This is a genomic window from Thiohalocapsa marina (genome assembly GCF_008632335.1).
Taxonomy (GTDB): Bacteria; Pseudomonadota; Gammaproteobacteria; order Chromatiales; family Chromatiaceae; genus Thiohalocapsa; species Thiohalocapsa marina.
Genome location: NZ_VWXX01000003.1, coordinates 241,877 through 258,718 on the forward strand (window position 1 = coordinate 241,877; position 16,842 = coordinate 258,718).

Annotated in this window: 16 protein-coding genes; 7 read left to right on the forward strand and 9 right to left on the reverse strand. The window is 66.5% G+C overall.

The window, feature by feature from the left end:
* Positions 1 to 59 precede the first annotated feature (59 nt).
* From ccoG to ccoS, 4 genes are all read left to right on the forward strand, one after another.
* Positions 60 to 1,493 carry a cytochrome c oxidase accessory protein CcoG gene (gene ccoG, locus F2Q65_RS03910; RefSeq protein WP_150090608.1) on the forward strand — a complete coding sequence of 478 codons (1,434 nt, stop codon included), beginning with the start codon at positions 60 to 62 and terminating at the stop codon, positions 1,491 to 1,493.
* Positions 1,494 to 1,563: 70 nt separating this feature from the next.
* Complete coding sequence (locus tag F2Q65_RS03915) at positions 1,564 to 2,088, forward strand: FixH family protein (RefSeq protein WP_150090610.1); 525 nt, start codon at positions 1,564 to 1,566, stop codon at positions 2,086 to 2,088.
* A gap of 197 nt (positions 2,089 to 2,285) precedes the next feature.
* Complete coding sequence (locus tag F2Q65_RS03920; RefSeq protein ID WP_281290986.1) at positions 2,286 to 4,862, forward strand: heavy metal translocating P-type ATPase; 2,577 nt, start codon at positions 2,286 to 2,288, stop codon at positions 4,860 to 4,862.
* Between the two features lie 48 nt (positions 4,863 to 4,910).
* Entirely contained in the window at positions 4,911 to 5,126 is a 216-nt protein-coding gene (gene ccoS, locus F2Q65_RS03925) for a cbb3-type cytochrome oxidase assembly protein CcoS (protein WP_150090611.1), read from the forward strand.
* 528 nt (positions 5,127 to 5,654) lie between these two features.
* On the opposite strand, the gene F2Q65_RS03930 is transcribed toward ccoS, so the two are convergent.
* The 5 genes from F2Q65_RS03930 to F2Q65_RS03950 all read right to left on the reverse strand — a co-directional run bounded on the left by F2Q65_RS03930 (position 5,655) and on the right by F2Q65_RS03950 (position 9,325).
* Positions 5,655 to 7,784, reverse strand: coding sequence for a heavy metal translocating P-type ATPase (locus F2Q65_RS03930; RefSeq protein WP_246155953.1), 2,130 nt, complete (start codon positions 7,782 to 7,784; stop codon positions 5,655 to 5,657).
* 31 nt (positions 7,785 to 7,815) lie between these two features.
* On the reverse strand, positions 7,816 to 8,208 hold the full coding sequence (locus tag F2Q65_RS03935; RefSeq protein WP_150090615.1) for a YtxH domain-containing protein: 393 nt from the start codon (positions 8,206 to 8,208) through the stop codon (positions 7,816 to 7,818).
* A 78-nt stretch (positions 8,209 to 8,286) separates the two neighbouring features.
* Complete coding sequence (locus F2Q65_RS19605; RefSeq protein WP_211353941.1) at positions 8,287 to 8,487, reverse strand: carbon monoxide dehydrogenase; 201 nt, start codon at positions 8,485 to 8,487, stop codon at positions 8,287 to 8,289.
* A gap of 3 nt (positions 8,488 to 8,490) precedes the next feature.
* The gene (locus F2Q65_RS03945; protein WP_150090617.1) at positions 8,491 to 8,835 is read right to left on the reverse strand and encodes a magnetosome protein MamC family protein; all 345 of its coding nucleotides are present in this window, start codon (positions 8,833 to 8,835) and stop codon (positions 8,491 to 8,493) included.
* Between the two features lie 10 nt (positions 8,836 to 8,845).
* Entirely contained in the window at positions 8,846 to 9,325 is a 480-nt protein-coding gene (locus F2Q65_RS03950; RefSeq protein ID WP_150090619.1) for a YtxH domain-containing protein, read from the reverse strand.
* Positions 9,326 to 9,776: 451 nt separating this feature from the next.
* On the opposite strand from F2Q65_RS03950, the gene F2Q65_RS03955 reads away from it, so the two are divergent.
* Complete coding sequence (locus tag F2Q65_RS03955; RefSeq protein WP_150090621.1) at positions 9,777 to 10,265, forward strand: HMA2 domain-containing protein; 489 nt, start codon at positions 9,777 to 9,779, stop codon at positions 10,263 to 10,265.
* Positions 10,266 to 10,356: 91 nt separating this feature from the next.
* Here F2Q65_RS03955 and F2Q65_RS03960 read toward each other — a convergent pair whose 3' ends face one another.
* The 4 genes from F2Q65_RS03960 to dauA form a co-directional block, all read right to left on the reverse strand.
* Complete coding sequence (locus tag F2Q65_RS03960; protein ID WP_150090623.1) at positions 10,357 to 11,613, reverse strand: LbtU family siderophore porin; 1,257 nt, start codon at positions 11,611 to 11,613, stop codon at positions 10,357 to 10,359.
* A 40-nt stretch (positions 11,614 to 11,653) separates the two neighbouring features.
* Positions 11,654 to 12,439: a DUF4198 domain-containing protein gene (locus tag F2Q65_RS03965; protein ID WP_150090625.1), complete on the reverse strand. Its 786-nt coding sequence runs from the start codon at positions 12,437 to 12,439 to the stop codon at positions 11,654 to 11,656.
* Between the two features lie 23 nt (positions 12,440 to 12,462).
* Positions 12,463 to 12,783: a hypothetical protein gene (locus tag F2Q65_RS03970; protein ID WP_246155954.1), complete on the reverse strand. Its 321-nt coding sequence runs from the start codon at positions 12,781 to 12,783 to the stop codon at positions 12,463 to 12,465.
* A gap of 161 nt (positions 12,784 to 12,944) precedes the next feature.
* The gene (gene dauA / locus F2Q65_RS03975; protein ID WP_150090627.1) at positions 12,945 to 14,648 is read right to left on the reverse strand and encodes a C4-dicarboxylic acid transporter DauA; all 1,704 of its coding nucleotides are present in this window, start codon (positions 14,646 to 14,648) and stop codon (positions 12,945 to 12,947) included.
* Positions 14,649 to 14,866: 218 nt separating this feature from the next.
* Here dauA and F2Q65_RS03980 point away from each other — a divergent pair, with 218 nt between their 5' ends.
* Complete coding sequence (locus tag F2Q65_RS03980; RefSeq protein WP_150090629.1) at positions 14,867 to 15,670, forward strand: DUF4198 domain-containing protein; 804 nt, start codon at positions 14,867 to 14,869, stop codon at positions 15,668 to 15,670.
* A 244-nt stretch (positions 15,671 to 15,914) separates the two neighbouring features.
* Positions 15,915 to 16,679: a hypothetical protein gene (locus F2Q65_RS03985; protein ID WP_246155955.1), complete on the forward strand. Its 765-nt coding sequence runs from the start codon at positions 15,915 to 15,917 to the stop codon at positions 16,677 to 16,679.
* The last annotated feature ends 163 nt before the right edge of the window (positions 16,680 to 16,842 follow it).

Consider the following 16,842-nt stretch of genomic DNA (forward strand, 5'->3'; position numbering starts at 1 on the left):
GGGCACCACGGACAATCCGGCATCCTCTCCGCGCCCCCTTCCTTACCGGAGCAGCAACTATGACGACCAAGCAGGGTACCAGCCAGGACGCGGCGGTCGACGAGCTCTACGCCGAGGCCGAGCAATGGCATGTCAACACCGGCGGAGAGACCATCCACGCCAAGCGCATGCCCGGCAAGTGGCGCCGCATCAAATGGGTTGCCGCATCGGTCTGGCTGATCTACTTCCTTGGCCCCTACCTGCGTTGGGACGGTCGCCAGGCGGTGCTGTTCGACATCCCGAACCGGCAGTATCACCTGTTCGGCGTGACCGTGCTGCCCCAGGACTTCTGGATGCTGTCGCTGCTGCTGCTGTTCTTCGCCATCCTGCTGGCGGTGGCCACGGCGTTGGCCGGCCGCGTCTACTGCGGCTACTTCTGCTTCCAGACGGTGTGGACCGACGTCTTTACCTGGATCGAGGAAAAACTGGAGGGCAACCCGTCCCAACGTCGTCGGCTGGACAAGGAGCCGTTCGGACTGCAGAAACTGCTGCGCAAGGCGCCCAAGCACGGTATCTGGGTGTTCATCGGTTTTCTCACCGGCTTCAGCTTCGTCGCCTGGTTCTATGGCGCCGGCAACCTGTGGCGGGACTTCTTTATCGGTCAGGCCAATGTGACGGTCTATGCGTCCGTAGCCCTGTTCACCGTCGGTACCTATGTGCTCGCCGGCTGGCTGCGGGAACAGACCTGCTTCTGGCTCTGCCCCTATGCGCGCATCCAGGGCGTCATGCTGGATCGCAACACCGTAGTACCCACCTATGACGAGTCGCGGGGCGAGCCGCGCGGGCGCTTGAAGAAGGGCGGTGCCGCGCAGCAACGCAGCACCGGCGACTGCATCGACTGCAGCCAGTGCGTCGCGGTCTGCCCCACCGGCGTCGACATCCGCCTCGGTCAGCAGGAGGGCTGCATCACCTGCGGGTTGTGCATCGATGCCTGCGACGCGGTGATGGACAAGATCGGTCGTCCCCGTGGGCTGGTGCGCTATGCGTCCCTGGACGAGATCGAGGGCCGCCCGGTCAAGCCCTTGCTGAAGCGTACGCGGGTGTGGGTCTACGGCGGCATCCTGACCGCGGCACTTATCGGCATCCTCTACGGGCTCAGTTCGCTGTCTACCATCGACCTCAAGGTGCTGCACGAGCGGGCGCCGCTGTATGTGCAGCTCAGCGATGGCTCGATCCAGAACAAGTACACCCTCAAGCTGCTGAACAAGTCCAACGACGATCTGGCGGTGACCATCTCGGTGGACAGCGCAGTGCCGATCGAGCTGGTTGGCGCCGACAAGCCGGTCCAGGCCAGACATGGCGAAGTGGTTCCGGCGACGGTGTTCGTCAAGATCAAGCGGCGCGACTTGAATGCGGAAAGCCTGCCGCTTACCTTCCACGCAGAGGCCACGCTGGCCGACGGGTCGCAGGTGTCCAGCGAACGGGAGAGTGCCTTCTTTGGCCCCCGTCGCTGATGAGTACGATGCAGACCCCGGGTACCAATCCACTTGCCGCGACTGGCCGGTCGAACAGGAGTAGTAGACCATGACCGATGTCTCCCAACGTACGGCCGGCCCCACGCCGGGAACCCCTGCCTGGCGCAGCCCCTGGGTGATCGGCTGGATCGGCCTGGTGGTGACGGTGCTTGCCGTGAACATCACCATGGTCGTGTTCGCCATCACGACCAATCCCGGCCTGGTGCGCGCGGACTACTACGAAGGCGGCCGGGATGTGGAGCGCACCGTGATGAGTCGGCTCGAACAGGGGCCTGGCTGGTCCATGACCATCGATGCCCCGGCCGATCTCGTCGTCGACGCGTCGGCGGTGGTGCGCTTCTTCGTCGTCGACAAGGTCGGGCAACCGGTGCGCCCCGATGCCGTGACCTTCTATGTCTACCGGCCCTCCGATGCGCAACTGGACTTCTCGCTGCCCATGCGTGAAGAGGCCCCGGGCCGCTATGCCGCGGATGTCAGCTTCCCCGTCGGCGGGGTCTGGGACAGCCTGGTGAGCGTGCAGGTCGGCGATGATGAATATGCCGTCAGCCAGCGCCTCAGCGTGGGTCGGCCCTGAGGCCCCGGAATTGTTTCTGGAATTGGTGACAGGCTTGGCGCAGGAAATGGCTCCAGCGAGGGGCTTCCATGCTGTCTCCAGCCTGGACTCCGGCTCGGTTCCGGTCATGACCGCTGATGGCGATCCGGTGCCGATCCTGCTATCAGATGTAGTGCCGCCTTTGGCGCTACCGATTCGCCCGCCTGTCTTCTGCCGCCTTGTCCAACGCTGACGCCACCACGGCAGCCGTCACGGCCCTGGACGACCGGGTCGCAGCGGCCGCCGCAGAGACCCCGCGCTGCTTCCACTGCGGCCTGCCTGCTGATGCGGCGGTGCGGGAGAGCGCCCGGGTGGCCGGTGCGGAGCGGGTCTTCTGCTGCAATGGCTGCAAGTCCGTCTGTCAGGCCATCCATGCCGCCGGGCTCGAGGGCTTCTACCGGCGAACCCCCGAGGGGGAGATCCTGGGGCCGCCGCCGGAACCGCCGAAGCAACTCGCGTTGTACGACCTCGACGAGGTGCAGGAGGAGTTCGTCGATGGCCTGGGCGAGACGCGCGAGATCAACCTGCTGGTGGAGGGCATCCACTGCGCGGCCTGCGTCTGGTTGATCGAAAACGGGCTGGCGGCGATGCCCGGGGTCGAGGAGGCCCGGGTCAATCTCACCGGACGGCGCCTGCGGCTGAAGTGGGACAACCGCCGGCTGAAGCTGTCGCGCGTGCTGCGCCGACTGGCCGAGATCGGCTATGCCGCGGTGCCCTTCGACCCGGATGCAGCCGAGGGCTCGCTGAAGCGGGAGAACCGCGCGTTGCTCTATCGCATGGCGTTCGCCGGCTTCGGCATGATGAACCTCATGTGGATCTCCATCGCCCTCTATGCCGGCGCCGACCAGGGCGAGTTCCGCGATCTGTTCCACTGGATCGGCTTCGTCATCGCCACGCCGGTGCTGCTGTACTCCGGCTGGCCGTTCTACCGGGGTGCCTGGCTGGGTCTGCGCCGGCTGCGGCTGGGCATGGACCTGCCCATCGCCATCGGTGCCTCCATCACCTATCTGTATTCGTTGTACGTCACCGTCAGCGGCAGCGGCCATGTCTACTGGGACACGGTGGTGAACTTCATGTTCGTGATCCTGGTCGGGCGCTACCTCGAGGCCATCTCCAAGCGTCAGGCGGTGTCGTCAACCCAGCGCTTGCTGGACCTGCAGCCGAAGGTGGCGACGGTGCTGCGCGATGGCGAGGAGGCGGTGGTACCGATCCGTGCGGTGGTCCAGGATGACGAGATCCTGGTTCGCCCCGGCGAGACCATCCCGGCGGATGGCGTGGTGGTGGAGGGATTAAGCCAAGTGGATGAGGCAATGCTGACCGGTGAGTCCACCCCGGTGGCCCGGGGGCAGGGCGATGCGGTGTGCGCGGGCACGCTCAATGGTGCCGGGGTGCTGCGGGTTCGCGTGTCCGGCGTGCTGCGCGACAGCGCCCTGGGCCGCATCATCCGGCTGGTTGAGGACGCCCAGGCCAGCAAGTCGCCGATCCAGTGCATGGCCGACCGCATCGTGCCCTGGTTCGTCGCGGTCACGCTGTTGCTGGCGACCCTGACCTTCTTCTGGTGGCTGCGGCAGGATGTGGAAACGGCGCTGACGGCGGCCACGGCGGTGCTCATCATCACCTGTCCCTGTGCATTCGGGCTGGCCACGCCCATGGCCATCGCCGTCGCCACCGGCCTTGGTGCTCGCCAGGGCATCCTGGTCAAGGACGGCGCGGTGCTGGAGGCGCTGTCCGGCATCGGCCACTATGTCTTCGACAAGACGGGCACGGTCACCGAGGGGCGCCCGCGGGTCACCCGCATCCGCGATGCCGGCGGTGTCTGGCTGAGCGCGCACGGCGTCGAGGCGCTGGATGCCGGGCGGCGTCGGCGGCTGCAGCAACTGGCGGCGCTGGAGCGGCTGTCAGAGCATCCGCTGGGGCGTGCGGTGACGGACCTGGCGGACGAGGCCGGGTTGCCAGCCGGCCGACTGCAGGTTTCCGATGTCGAGGTGGTGCCGGGTCAGGGCATCGCCGGTTGTGTCGACGGCAGCCAGGTGGTCATCGGCAACGCGGACTGGCTGCGGCGTTTCGGCGTGGCGCTGGCGTCCTGGCCAGACGGGTCCGCGGAAGAGGCGTCTGGGAAGGATTTGGCGGCGGAATCGCTGGCCGGGGATCTGGGCGGCACCCTGGTACATGCGGCGGTGGATGGCGTCGAGGTGATGCAGTTGCTGGCAGCGGATCGTCTGCGGGCGGATGCCGCTGAGGTGGTGCGGCAGTTGCGAGCAGACGGGTTGCGTGTGACCCTGCTCACCGGCGATCGGCAGACAGCGGCGGAACGGATAGCGGCGCAGTTGGGCGATGTGGATCTGATTGCGGAGGTGCTGCCGGAGGACAAGGACCGGGTGATCGCCGGGTTGCAGGCGGGCGGGCAGCGGGTGGCAATGATCGGTGACGGTGTCAACGATGCGCCGGCACTGGTCCGGGCGGATGTGGGCATCGCGGTGGGCAGCGGCACGGATGTTTCCATCGCCAGTGCGGATCTGGTGCTGATGAGCGATGAACTGACGCGGGTGGGGGATGCGGGTCGGCTTGCGCGGCGCACGCTGCGGACCATCCGGCAGAACATCGGTCTGTCGGTGGTCTACAACATCATCATGGTGCCCCTGGCGATGGGGGCGATGATCACGCCGTTGGTGGCGGCGATCTCGATGCCACTCAGTTCGCTGGCGGTGATCGGGAATTCAGCGCGGATCCGCGGGCTGTTCCGTTCGGGCCGGTAGTGCATACCTGCGGAAACCTGAAAGGCGCATACGACGGCAGTTGATCCAATGGAAGTCATTTACGGTCTGATTCCGGGCATGCTGGTGCTCGGCCTGGTGGCGGTGCTGGTGCTCTTCTGGGCGGCGCGCTCGGGGCAGTTTGATGATCTGGATGGGGATGCCCATCGCATCCTGATGGATGACGATGTCGACGAACGCCAGGCGCGGCGGTTTCCGGATGCCGAGGACGATGGGCGTGATGAGCACCGGGGGGCTGACGGGTGACCGTTGGTTGACTGGTTTGTGGTGTCGCCTTCCGGGTCAGCCTTTGGTCCGGTGCGCTTGAAGGTTTTCGTTGGCGGTTCGATGAGCGCCGCTGCTGTTTCTTAATTGCAACAAGGTTTCTTTTGTCGTCTCAAGACGACAGGCCCCTGTCTTTTCTTCCCTTGCATATCCTCGTGGCTAGGCTAAGCTCAAGTTAGAGCAATCCGCGCCATGTTGCGTTTATGCACCAAAATGGGCTGGCGCAACGCTGATACATCCCGTGCCGGGGGCGCCGGGTGTGTCGAGGATGTACCGAAACCAGTTGCAGGAGGCCGGCGCGACGCGGTCACCGCGTTGCCGGACGGCCTAAGGGGCTGACGATGACGCCGAATCAGAACAGGGTGCTGTGGGAATTGTGTCGCCAGGGGCTGCATGGTGCCGCCGAGGCGGCGGAGACCGCCTGGACGCATGGGGACTGTTACCGACCCGAACCCAGGACGCCGTTGCCGCGGCAGACGGTGCACCTGATCAGGTCGTGCAACTGGGAGGTCAGTCGGGGGAGCGGGTGGGAGGCTCGGCCGGCGGCGGTAGCCGATCGCGGTCGAGCTTCACCCCGTGCAGGGCGTTCAGGAGCACCCCTATTGTTGCGCCATTGTGCATGACGGCGCTTGCCACCGGCGACAGCCAGCCGAGCACGGCGCCGCCGAGCAGGCCGGTGTTGATGCCGACAGCGGCGGTGAAGTTGGTCCGGATCAGGCGCATGGTCCGGTCGGCGATCTCGCGCGCATCGGCAACGGCGGAGAGGCGGTCGTCCATGAGCACGATGTCGGCGGTGGCCCGGGCGATGTCGGCGCCGCGGGGCATGGCGATGCCGACGTCGGCGATGCTCAGGGCTGGGCCGTCGTTGACGCCGTCGCCGACGAAGGCGACCTTGTGTCCCGCGGCGCGCAGCGCCTCGATGATGCGGGCCTTTTCCTCCGGCCGCATCTCCGCATGCACCTCGTCGATACCGATTTCAGCGGCCAGGGCCTCGGCCTTCGCACGCCGGTCGCCGGTGATCATGATCAGCCGGCGGATGCCGAGTGCGTGCAGCCGCGCCAGGGTCGGGGCGGCTTCCTCGCGCAGGGTGTCGCGCAGTGCAATCAGGCCGATGGGTCCCTGGGCGTTGCCCACGTAGAGCAGGGTCTTGCCTTCGCTCTCGAACTGATCGATCAAGGCCTGATGGGCGCCGAAGCCGATCTGCATGTGCTCTTCGAGGTAATGGCGGCTGCCGACGACGATGCAGCCGCCTTCCACGTCGGCGCTGAGCCCGTGGGCGACCATGTAGTCCACTTCGCCATGGGAGATGTGTTGCAGATCGCGCGCGCGGGCGGCCTCCACCACGGCCTCGGCCACCGGATGGCTGGCATGCTCTTCCACCGATGCCACCAGGGCGAGCAGTTCCTGCTCGCTGCAGGTGCCGCACGACTCCAGCACGCGCACGTCGGTGACGATAAGGTCGCTGTGGGTCAGGGTGCCGGTCTTGTCGAACACGATGGTGTCCACGTCGGCCATGTGCTCGATGGCCTCGCCGCCCTTCATCAGCACGCCGTGTTCCGCGGCACGGGACATGCCGGACTTGAATGCCACCGGCGTGCCCAGTTTCAGCGCGCAGGCGTAATCCACCAGGAATACCGACTGCAGCCGGGTGAGGTCGCGGGTGGCGGCGTAGACGGCGGCACCGGTGCCCAGGGTGATGTAGACCCGCTTGTCCGCCAGATCGTCGGCCATGCGCTGGGTGTCGGTGCGCTTGCCGATGGATTCCTGGATGAAGCGGGCGACCCGTGCGGTGGTGGTGTCCTGGCCGACCTGGGTGGCCTCGACCCGCAATCGGCCTTCCACCAGCACGGAGCCGGCGATGACCCGTGACGGCGCCTCCTTGCGCACCGGGATGTCTTCGCCGGTCACGGTGGACTGGTTCACCAGCGCGGCGCCATCGACGACGCGGCCGTCCACCGGGATGGTGTCGCCGACGCCAATGACCACGGTCTCGCCGGCCTCCACCTCGTCTCCGGCCACCTGCAGCAACTGGCCGTCGCGCTCCACCCAGGCCATGGCCGGGTCCGGTCGCAACAGCCGGCGCAGCAGGCGGTCCGACTGGCGGGCGGTGCGGTGTTCCAGGAACTCGCCCAGGTTCAGCAGCAGGTCGGTGATGTTGGCGGTGTAGAGCTTGCCGTTGGCCGCGGCCAGGCCGACGGCCATGGCATCGAGCACTTCCACCTTGACGCCCTGGTTGATCAGGGTGTCGGCACCCTTCGCCAGGGTCGAGCCGACGTTGACCAGGGTCAGCAGCATCTGCATCCGCGGGGTCAGGAAGGGCAGCGCGGCCAGCGTGAACAGCGTGGCGATCATCGGCGTGACTTCCGCTTCGGTGACACCGTCCTCCGGCAGGCCGTTGTCCGGCTCGGGGGAGAAGCCCGCGAGCCGTCTCAGCACGGTGTCGCGTCCCGCGTTCGCATCGCGGTAGCAGATGACGAGGGTCCGCGCGTGACGGTTGGCACGGACGTCCGTGACCTGGGCCGATGCCTCCATCCAGGCCTCCAGGTAGTCGGCCCGGTAGCCAGGGCTGCCCATGGCCGGTATGCGCAGGCGCAGGCGGCCGGGCACCTCGTGCACCACGGAGTAGTCGATCGGATTCACGGACTGTCCTCGTCGTGCCGGCTGGGCTGTGTCAGTCCGAACCCTGTCGGGCTGCATGCACCTCGGCCTCGGCGTCCCGGAAGCGTTCCTTGGCCTCCTCGACCCCGCCCTGCACCGTGGACCAGAGCTTGACGGCGCCCTTGATGGCGGTGCGCTGCACGTCTTCGTTGGTCAGCAGATAGGCCGCGGCGGCACCGATCAGCAGTCCCTTGAGGAAGCGGTCATTGGTGAAGCCCAGCACCGACGGTGTCTGCCGTGCGGGATAGGTGCCCTGAGGGTTCATGGCCTGGCCCATGCCGGGGGGCGCGGCGTAGGCATCGGCGGGATAGCCCTGTTGCGGCATGTGGGGGACGCCCATGGCGGTCATGCCGGCCTGGGGATAAACGGCCTGTCCCGGGTACATTGGGTGGTAGTAGCTGTTCATTGATGGCTCCGGAAAATGAATCAGTGGCGGGACCCCGGCACCAGGCCGTCACGTCGGCCCGATGCGGAAGCTCGCCTGCTAGTCTGTGGCCTGCGGGATCTGCGTGTCGGCGGTGGTGTCGCCGGCAGGCTCCGGCTGCGGCGCGGGGGCGGCGCGGCGGCGCTTGAGCAGGGAGACTGCCATCACCACCAGCGCAGCGCCGACGATGACGCCGCCGACACCCTCAACCATGTTCTTCCTGACCCCGTGGCGTTGTCGTTGCGGCCCGTCGGACGACATGGCTCACTCCCGCTCGAGGCTGCGCTGCAGACCGTACATGGTCGCGGTGCCTGCGGCGAACAGCACGGCCAGGCGGGTCAGTCCCTGGCCTGCCACCGCGTTGGCGGCGGCTCCCGCGATGGCCGTGGCGGCGGCGCTGGTGGCGGCAGCGCGGCCGATGTCGACCAGGGCTGCGTTCAGTTGGATCTCGTCGTTCTGCAGGCGGCGGATGTTTGTCCCGGCCGCCGCGGTGCCACCGACGACGGCGCCGATGGTGGCCATCTGTAGCAGCGTGGAGCAGGTGTCACTGCCTGAGGGTCGCTGAAGCATGGAGGATTGGGTCTGCATCGGGTAGTCGTCGTTGCTCATGGATTCACCTTCAGGGTTTCAACTTGGCTGCAGCGCTGCTGGCCGTGTCCTTGACCTTTTCGGCGCCGGTCTTGACCGCGTCCTTCGCCTTCACCCCACCCTTGAACAGCATGTTCTGCACGGAGTCGTTGGTCAGCAACAGCACGGCGGCGGCGCCGACCAGTGCCCCTTTCCAGAACTCGGTGTCTTCCAGGTTCAGCAGCTTGCTCAGGCTGGCCAGTCCGCTGCCGCCGTTGGCGATCTCGTCCATCATCTGTGCCATGCCGGCCTGATGCCCGGACGCGGCGCCGGCTCCCATGCCGGCGCCCAGGCCAGCCCCCAAACCAGCTCCGGAACCGGCACCCTGACCGATGTCGCCCCCCGGCGTCTGGGGCGGATAGTGCGGCTGGGGCATTGGTGCCATGTACTGCGGCCGCATGCCATGGGCCGCCATGCCGTAGGTCGGCTGGGCATGCGGTTGCAGGCCCGGGTGTGCCGTCCCGACTGGCATGAACCCGGGATATGCAGGGCTGCCGGGCATGCCCATGGGCGGCATCATTGGTTGGCCGGTGTAGCCGAACGCAGGGTAGGGCGGTGGGAACTGACCGTAGGCCCCTGGCATGAAGGGGGGCGCAGGCTGGCCACCCCAGACCGGGCCTGGGGCCCCGCCGTTGGCGGCCATGTCCGCGGCGGGTTGTGGCGCGTAACCTGCTGCGGATGCCTGTGCGGTCTGCGCCTGAGCGTCTTGCGCCTGCGAACCCTGGCTGCGGGATTGCCCGGTCTGCACCGGTTGTCCGGGCGGTTGATGTCCTGTGGAAGTGTGCGACGGTTCTAGCATGCAGGTTTCTCCTTGCGAACGCGGCTGGCGACTGTAAGGCGTCTGGTATCGGCCTAACATTGTTAATAAGAGCGATTCGTAATACTATTAATCTACTTGAAACCTAGACCGGGGTCAATCCGACATGATCGAGATTCGCCACCATGTGCCGGGACGCGTTCGACTCAAAATCCCGCTTCTGGCCGAGACGCCGAACATCGGGCCTGAACTCACGCGGGACCTGGAGTCCCTGCAGGGGGTGCAGCAGGTTCGCGCCAATCCGGCCTGCGGGTCGTTGGTGGTGAATTTCCAGCCGGGTCGCGTTGATCCTCCACTGCTGCAGGCCCGTGTGCAGGGAATCCTGACACGACAGCTGGCCGTGCGGGAGCAACACCTGGGCAAGGTCAAGGCCAAGTCTGGGGCCAAAGCCAAGGCTGGGGCAGAGCCGAAGTGGAAACGCCTCTGGTTGAAAGGTCGCAGCCGCATGTCGCGGCAAGACGGTCGCCGGACACCGATGCCGGTGTGCAAGCTGAACGCGCGCATGGTTCGCTGGATGTTCCGCAGCAGCCTGCGCTACTGGTGGCACGACCTGCTCGCCGTCGGCCATCGGCGCCAGCGTGCCGAGTCGGCTTGATCGCGGTCGTAGAGCGGGTACAAGACAGCACAGCCCCGTCCGAGTGGCCCGGACGGGGCCGTGTTGCGCGCGCGAAAGGGGTATCCGGTCGTCAGAACTCCACGGCGAGCTGGGCCACAAGGGCGCTGCCGGTCTCGCCGGTACCGCCGTCCGAAGTGCCGTAGTCGGTGTCGTAGCTGTATTCCAGCGACAGGGCGGTGTTGTCGAAGATGCCGACGGAAATGCCCACCAGCCAGCGCTCCTCGGGCAGTTCCAGTGCCAGGGCCTGTTCGGTCGTCTGGTAGGCGGCGGCGGCAACCGCCTCCTTGCCGAACAGGTCGAAGCTGTAACCCAGCTCCAGGTTCCAGGCCGCGGGCTGCGCCCCCTGGTCCTTGAAGCTCAGGCTGTCCGGGTCGAAGTCATCCGCTGCGGTCAGATACTCGGCGATGACATTGAAGTCGCCCAGCACCATGGCCAGATTCGCGGTCCAGCCCCCGGTGCGTTCGGTGGGATCCATGCTGAAGGTCGTGTGCGGATCTTCGGCGTACAGCGTATTGTAGCGTTCGCCGCGATTGTCCGAGATCAGGTCGGCGAGGGAATCCGAGTCGCCCAGGTCGTTGATGTAGCCGGCACCGGCGCTCCAGGTCAGGTTTCCGGTCTCCATGGCAAAGGCGAGATTGGCGCCCCAGCTGCCGATCTCCTGCTCCCCATCGACGTCGTTGTCGCCGCTGAAGCCGTAGACACTGCCGCTGAAGCCGTTGTGCACGAAGCCGATCTGTGCGGCGGTCTCGCGGGCCTCGCCGATCTCTAGCGTCAGCGGGTCGGACAGCAGGTTGGTCTGGTAGGCGCCGAAGGGCACATACAGCTGGCCGGCGGTGAAGAAGATCGGGCTCAGGTCCGGATTGGCGATGGTGATGAAGGCGAGATCGACCTCCAGATCCGTCTCGTCCTGCTCGTACAGCAGCGACGCCACCACCTGAACCCAGTCGTTCACCTGGGATGCGATGCCCAGTTCGAAGGTGGCCAGGGTGATGTCGGACTCGGAAGTGCCCTCGAAGGGGTCGACATAGCTCGCCTCGACCTCGATCAGGCCGGTAATGTCGATGTTCTGGAACCAGCCCCCGTAATGGACTCTTTTTTCTTCCAGTGCCCGTTCCAGTTCCTGGACGCGCATCGGCGCCCCCTCCAGCGCCTGCTTCTGCGCGGCGATGGTCTTCTGCTGTTGCTCGATGGCCGCGGCCTGCTCGCGGTTCTCCTGCTCCAGTCGCTTGACCCGTTCTTCCAGGGTCTGGCCGTGCGACGGGAGCGACAGGGCCGTGCAACCCGCAACGACTAGGCTGACGCCGAGGTAGCTTTGCTTCTTGTTCATGATGCGTGTTTCGGTGACGTTGCTGTGGCTGGCGGCTGGCTTAGAATTCCGACGCCTTGATCCACAGCACGGCATCCTGTGACAGCTCCTTGCCTTCGTGCTCCTTTTGCGGACCCGAACCCAGGCAGGCGAATCCCCAGACGCCGGGCCGCGGGATGCCGAACGTAAACATGCCGTTGGGGTCCGTGATGGCGACGATGGCGGTATCCGGCACCGGGCCTGTGTTCTCCTTGCCGAAGGCATTGCCCGCCATGTCGATGTCGGTGTTGATGTACTCCACCTCGCACTCGACGCCGGCGGCCGGCTTGCCATCGGACAGCAGCTGTCCGGTGAAGCTGCCGTTGGCGAAGGCCTGATAGGGCTTGTTCAGCGGCACGATCTCGGTGGGCAGGCCGACGGGCTCGTTCCAGCCCGTGGGCATGCCACCCTTGTTGACCATGGATTTGGTGATCTGCTGGATGTAGATGTCCTCGGCGCTCTCCAGATAGGGCGCCGGCGTCAGTGCGAACACATAGTCGCCATTACGCCGCACCTTGTAGTTGGCCTCGTAGGCCTGCGCCTCGTTGTGGGCACCGCTCCAGGTGACGGGCTTCAGGCTGTCGGTCAGGTCCGTCTGCTCGCCCTTGAAGGTGACCGTGAACTGTTCCGGCTGCCCCATGTCCATGGCGTGTCCATTTTCCATCGGGTGGCCGAAGACCAGCTTCAGGTTGATCTCCGTGGGGTCCTGCAGCATGACCTCCGGGGTGTAGACCAGCTGGAAATGGGCCTGCGCGCTGCCGGCGAGGGTGGCACCGGCGATTGCGGCGATCAGAGGGGACGTCTTCATGCAGGTGTTCTCCTGTTGCGGGTTCATTCCACGATGTCGCTGCTGGCGATTTCCACGGCATGGCCGGGTCCGGCATCGAACACCACCCGGTAGTCGCCGTCGGGCTTGTCGAACTCGAACTCACTGTATTCGCTCATTTCCGCCTCCAGCAGGGTGCTGCCATCGATGCCGACAACCCGAACGGCGACACCCGCGGCGGAGGATCCGTCAGAGAAGCCGCCCTCGCACAGAACGGTGCCGTCGCCGTTGTCGTAACAGGCGCACAAGGGGGTGTGGGCAATGGCGCCGGAGGCGCCCAGAACGGCGGCGAGGCCGATGCCGGCGGAAAACGATCTGATCATCATGGTGCTGGGTCTCTTCGTTGCGTTTGTGCCAAAAGCCCCTATAGACTAGCGGCATCCAACACGAAAGTAAATAACAACGATTCTCATTACTTTAGCTGAGCACTAGGGTACTGCAGGGCGGAAGTGTCGGCTTGACTGGGGGAGGGGCGGCGAGCGGCGTGTCAGCCGTTGCTGCGATCCAGCGCGATCCGTGTCGCCTGGGCAATGGAGCGTGCGAACTCCAGTTCGCCGCGGCGGCGGCGGATGCCGTAGCGGCGCAGTTTCAGCAGCATGCGTGGGGCCAGCCCGTTGATGACCAGCTTTACGCCGCGCTGGCGCAGATTGGCGGCAATGGACTCCATGGCCACCATGGCGGTCAGGTCCATCAGGGTGACATCGGAGCAGTCGAGGATGATCGCCCGCACCTCTGGGCGCACGCTGGTGAGGGCGCTCAGGGCCTTTTGCGCCGCACCGAAGAACAGCGGGCCGTTGATGTCGTAGATCAGCACGTCGTTCGGCAGCTGGGCGGCATGCGGATGCTGGGCGGGCTCCACCAGCTGGATCTGGGTCAGTTCGATGGTGCGGCGGATGAACAGCACCGCCGCCAGGCCCATGCCCACGGCGACGGCGATCTCCATGCTGACCAGCACCGTGAGTCCGAAACAGGTCAGCAGGGTTGCCACGTCGCCGCGCGGCGCCCCCCGCAGGATGCGCATGAAGTGCCGCGCCTCGCTCATGTTCCAGGCCACCATCAGCAGCAGTGCGGCCATGGCCGCCATCGGGATGTGGGCCAGGGCGGGGGCCAGCGATGCGATGGCCAGCAGGATGAACATGGCATGCACGACCGACGCCAGCGGCGAGCCGGCCCCGGCGCGGACATTGGCCGCCGTGCGTGCGATGGCAGCGGTGGCCGGGATGCCGCCGAAGAAAGGCACCGCGAGATTGCCGAGGCCCTGGCCGATCAACTCGTCATTGGGATTGTGCCGGCCGCCGGACAGGCCGTCCGCCACCGTGGCACAGAGCAGCGATTCCAGCGCGCCGAGCATGGCGATGGCGAATGCGGGTGCGATCAGCGCGCGCAACAGCTCGAACGACAGCCCGATTGGCGTGCCGTCGGGCCCCGGCAGGTGCCAGGGCAGCAGGGGCTGCGGCGGCAGCGGCGGAATGCCCGGCAGCGTCTCGCCGTCGAGCAGGTACTCGAAGCGCGAGCCGATGGTGGCTACCTGGAAGCCGCCGTCGCTGGCCCAGCCGAGCAGGAGCGCCAGCAGCGTGCCCGCCAGCAGTGCGATCAGGTGGCCGGGGATCCGGCTCTTGAGGCGACCCCAGCCGAGCAGGATGGCGAACGTCAGCAGCCCGATCAGGGTGTCTTCCCAGCGCAGTCCGCCCAGCCCGGCGGCGATACGGGTCACCTTTTCCGGCAAACTGCCGTCCAGGGGGCCCAGGCCAAGCCCCAGCAGCTCGGGTATCTGCAGCAACGCGATGACGGTGCCGATGCCGGCGGTGAAGCCGATGGTGACCGGGTAGGGCACCACAGCGATCAGCTTGCCCAGTCGCGCCAGGCCGAGTGCGACCAGGATCACCCCCGACAGCATGCCCGCCAGCAGCAGACCGCCCAGTCCGTAGGTTTGCGTGATGGGCAGCAGCACCACCACGAAGGCAGCCGTGGGCCCGGAGATGTTCACCCGCGAGCCGCCGCTCAGGGCGACGACGATGCCGGCGACGATGGCGGTGTAGAGCCCGTGCTGCGGTGCCACGCCGCTGGCGATGGCCAGCGCCATGGATAGCGGTAGTGCGATGACGCCCACGGTGAGCCCGGCCAGGATGTCACCACGCACGGCCGATGGGCGCAGGCCCCCGCGGAGCGAATCGGTGACGGCGGAAAACATCGGACGGGACTCCTCAATGCTGGCGGACGGGCGTGTAACGTCCCATGATATACCCGTCGCAAGCAAGGTTTTCGTTTTCGTGCCTGGCATGGTTCGAGTGCATAACCGGCCGTGCTGTCGATTGGCGCGAACTGTGGCTGAATAAGCCCGGGTTGCCACAAACTCAGCGCCGGGCTTATCGTCTTGGCCGTCATCATCGAGCTGTACTGGAGATCCACATGACCGTCCTGCATTGCCGCCGCTGCGCGCCTCGCCGTGCCCTTCATCGGGTAGCCCTGGGGTTGGCTAGCCTGTTGCTCCCGCTCTGCGCCGCGGCCCATTTCCAGGAACTGATCCCGTCCACCGAGATCGTCGATGCGGACTCCGGGCGCCAGATCAGGCTCGATCTGGCATTCACGCATCCGATGGAACGCGGTCCGGCCATGCCCATGGCAGAGCCCGTCGCCTTCGGTGTGCTGACGCCGGACGGCCGTCGCGACCTTCGCGCGTCGCTCGACGCCGTCGAACTGGACGGAAAGACGGCTTATCGCGCCAGCTTCGCGGTGCCGGGGCCGGGAGACTACATATTCTTTGTCGAGCCCGCGCCCTACTGGGAGCCGGCCGAAGGGGTCATGATCGTCCACTACACCAAGGTCATCGTCGACGCCTACGGGGCCGAGGCGGGCTGGGATCGCCCGGTGGGGCTGCCGGTGGAGATCGAGCCGCTGACCCGCCCCTATGGTCTCTGGACCGGCAACCTGTTCACCGGCATTGTCAGGAAGGGCGGCGAGCCCGTGCCCCATGCCGAGGTCGAGGTGGAATGGCGCAACGACGGCAGCGTCACGCCCCCGGCGGCCCCCTTCGTGACCCAGGTGCTGAAGGCCGACGCCCAGGGACAGTTCAGCTATGCCATGCCGCGGGCCGGCTGGTGGGGCTTCGCGGCGCTGATCGAAGGGGACACACCGATGCCGAATCCGGACGGTGAGCCGGTGCCGGTGGAGCAGGGCGCGCTGATCTGGGTGCGCGCCCGGGACATGCAATAGGCCCGGATTGAGTCCGTTTATCCCGGAACGCACAGTTGAACCGCAAGGGAAATGCTGATTTTTGGTCTCCTGGCCAGTAAAACGGTGTCTCCTTATCGCGGGCTGGGTGTCGGCCTGGGCCCAAGGTCATGGTCGTTGATGATCACTGTCTCAGGCTGCGCCCGAACACCGATGCGAGTTGAAGATACAGGGGTACTGATCGCGTGATGAAGGTCCCGGCAAACCGACGTCCGGAGGGGGCGTGATGCGCCGACAGCGACGGGCCAGTCTGGGCGCGCTGTTGGCCGGCATTCCGGCGCCCGGTGTGCGGGCGCCGGTCGTCCTGCTGCTGGTCGCCCTGTTGTCGGGCGTCCTGTGGCCAGGCATCAGGCCCGCCTACGCCCACAAGCTCAATGTCTTTGCCGCCGCCGACGGCACCTGGATCGAGGGCTCGACCTATTTCGCCGGTGGCGCCGGGGCCAGTGGCGCAAGAATCCGCGTGACCGACGCGTCCGGCGCCCTGCTGGCGGAACTGGAGTCGGCGGCGGACGGCCGCTTTCGCTTTCAGGCCAGCGGTCCCCAGGACCACCGGGTCATCGCCCGCATTGGAGATGGTCATCGGGCCGAATGGCTGGTCACGGCCGAGGAACTTGCCGGCGGCTTTGCGCCGGCACAGGCGGAGACGCTGGCGCCTGCAATGACCAATGCCCCGGTGGCAGACCAGCCGGTCCTGGATTCAGCCATTGGTGATGCAGTCACTGGTGATGCAGCCACGGGCGCGGCAGACAGCGCAGTTCCAGTCACCTTGGCCGCGCCGCCGCCGGGACCTGAAGCCGCGGGGCTCGAAGCGGCGATCGAGGCCGCCGTCGCGCGCCAGATTGCCCAACAGATCCGCCCCCTGCGAGAGGAACTGCTCGCCACCCGCGACGCCTTGCGGCTGCAGGACGTGCTCGGCGGCATCGGCTACATCTTCGGCCTCGCCGGTCTGGCGCTGTGGTGGAAGGCCCGTCGCAACACATCTGTCAACTAGGGTGACAGTGTATAAATTAAGCGGAAACTCCGGGTGAGGGTGTATCGATTCATCGCAACCTGAGCTTGGGTTCGCAGGTTGGGTGTCGGTGGTCTGGGGGCGCCGTGGATCCATCCTCGGGGGCTTCACGATCGCATCCCTGTTCGGATCAAGGGCGATCGAG

What these genes read in the sequence shown, in the direction of transcription:
- ccoG (WP_150090608.1), top strand. Translation starts at nt 60, where the DNA reads ATGACGACCAAGCAGGGTACCAGCCAGGACGCGGCGGTCGACGAGCTC.
- F2Q65_RS03915 (WP_150090610.1), top strand. Translation starts at nt 1,564, where the DNA reads ATGACCGATGTCTCCCAACGTACGGCCGGCCCCACGCCGGGAACCCCT.
- ccoS (WP_150090611.1), top strand. Translation starts at nt 4,911, where the DNA reads ATGGAAGTCATTTACGGTCTGATTCCGGGCATGCTGGTGCTCGGCCTG.
- F2Q65_RS03935 (WP_150090615.1), bottom strand. Translation starts at nt 8,208, where the DNA reads ATGAACAGCTACTACCACCCAATGTACCCGGGACAGGCCGTTTATCCC.
- F2Q65_RS19605 (WP_211353941.1), bottom strand. Translation starts at nt 8,487, where the DNA reads ATGTCGTCCGACGGGCCGCAACGACAACGCCACGGGGTCAGGAAGAAC.
- F2Q65_RS03945 (WP_150090617.1), bottom strand. Translation starts at nt 8,835, where the DNA reads ATGAGCAACGACGACTACCCGATGCAGACCCAATCCTCCATGCTTCAG.
- F2Q65_RS03950 (WP_150090619.1), bottom strand. Translation starts at nt 9,325, where the DNA reads ATGCCAGTCGGGACGGCACACCCGGGCCTGCAACCGCATGCCCAGCCG.
- F2Q65_RS03955 (WP_150090621.1), top strand. Translation starts at nt 9,777, where the DNA reads ATGATCGAGATTCGCCACCATGTGCCGGGACGCGTTCGACTCAAAATC.
- F2Q65_RS03960 (WP_150090623.1), bottom strand. Translation starts at nt 11,613, where the DNA reads ATGAACAAGAAGCAAAGCTACCTCGGCGTCAGCCTAGTCGTTGCGGGT.
- F2Q65_RS03965 (WP_150090625.1), bottom strand. Translation starts at nt 12,439, where the DNA reads ATGAAGACGTCCCCTCTGATCGCCGCAATCGCCGGTGCCACCCTCGCC.
- F2Q65_RS03970 (WP_246155954.1), bottom strand. Translation starts at nt 12,783, where the DNA reads ATGATGATCAGATCGTTTTCCGCCGGCATCGGCCTCGCCGCCGTTCTG.
- dauA (WP_150090627.1), bottom strand. Translation starts at nt 14,648, where the DNA reads ATGTTTTCCGCCGTCACCGATTCGCTCCGCGGGGGCCTGCGCCCATCG.
- F2Q65_RS03980 (WP_150090629.1), top strand. Translation starts at nt 14,867, where the DNA reads ATGACCGTCCTGCATTGCCGCCGCTGCGCGCCTCGCCGTGCCCTTCAT.
- F2Q65_RS03985 (WP_246155955.1), top strand. Translation starts at nt 15,915, where the DNA reads ATGCGCCGACAGCGACGGGCCAGTCTGGGCGCGCTGTTGGCCGGCATT.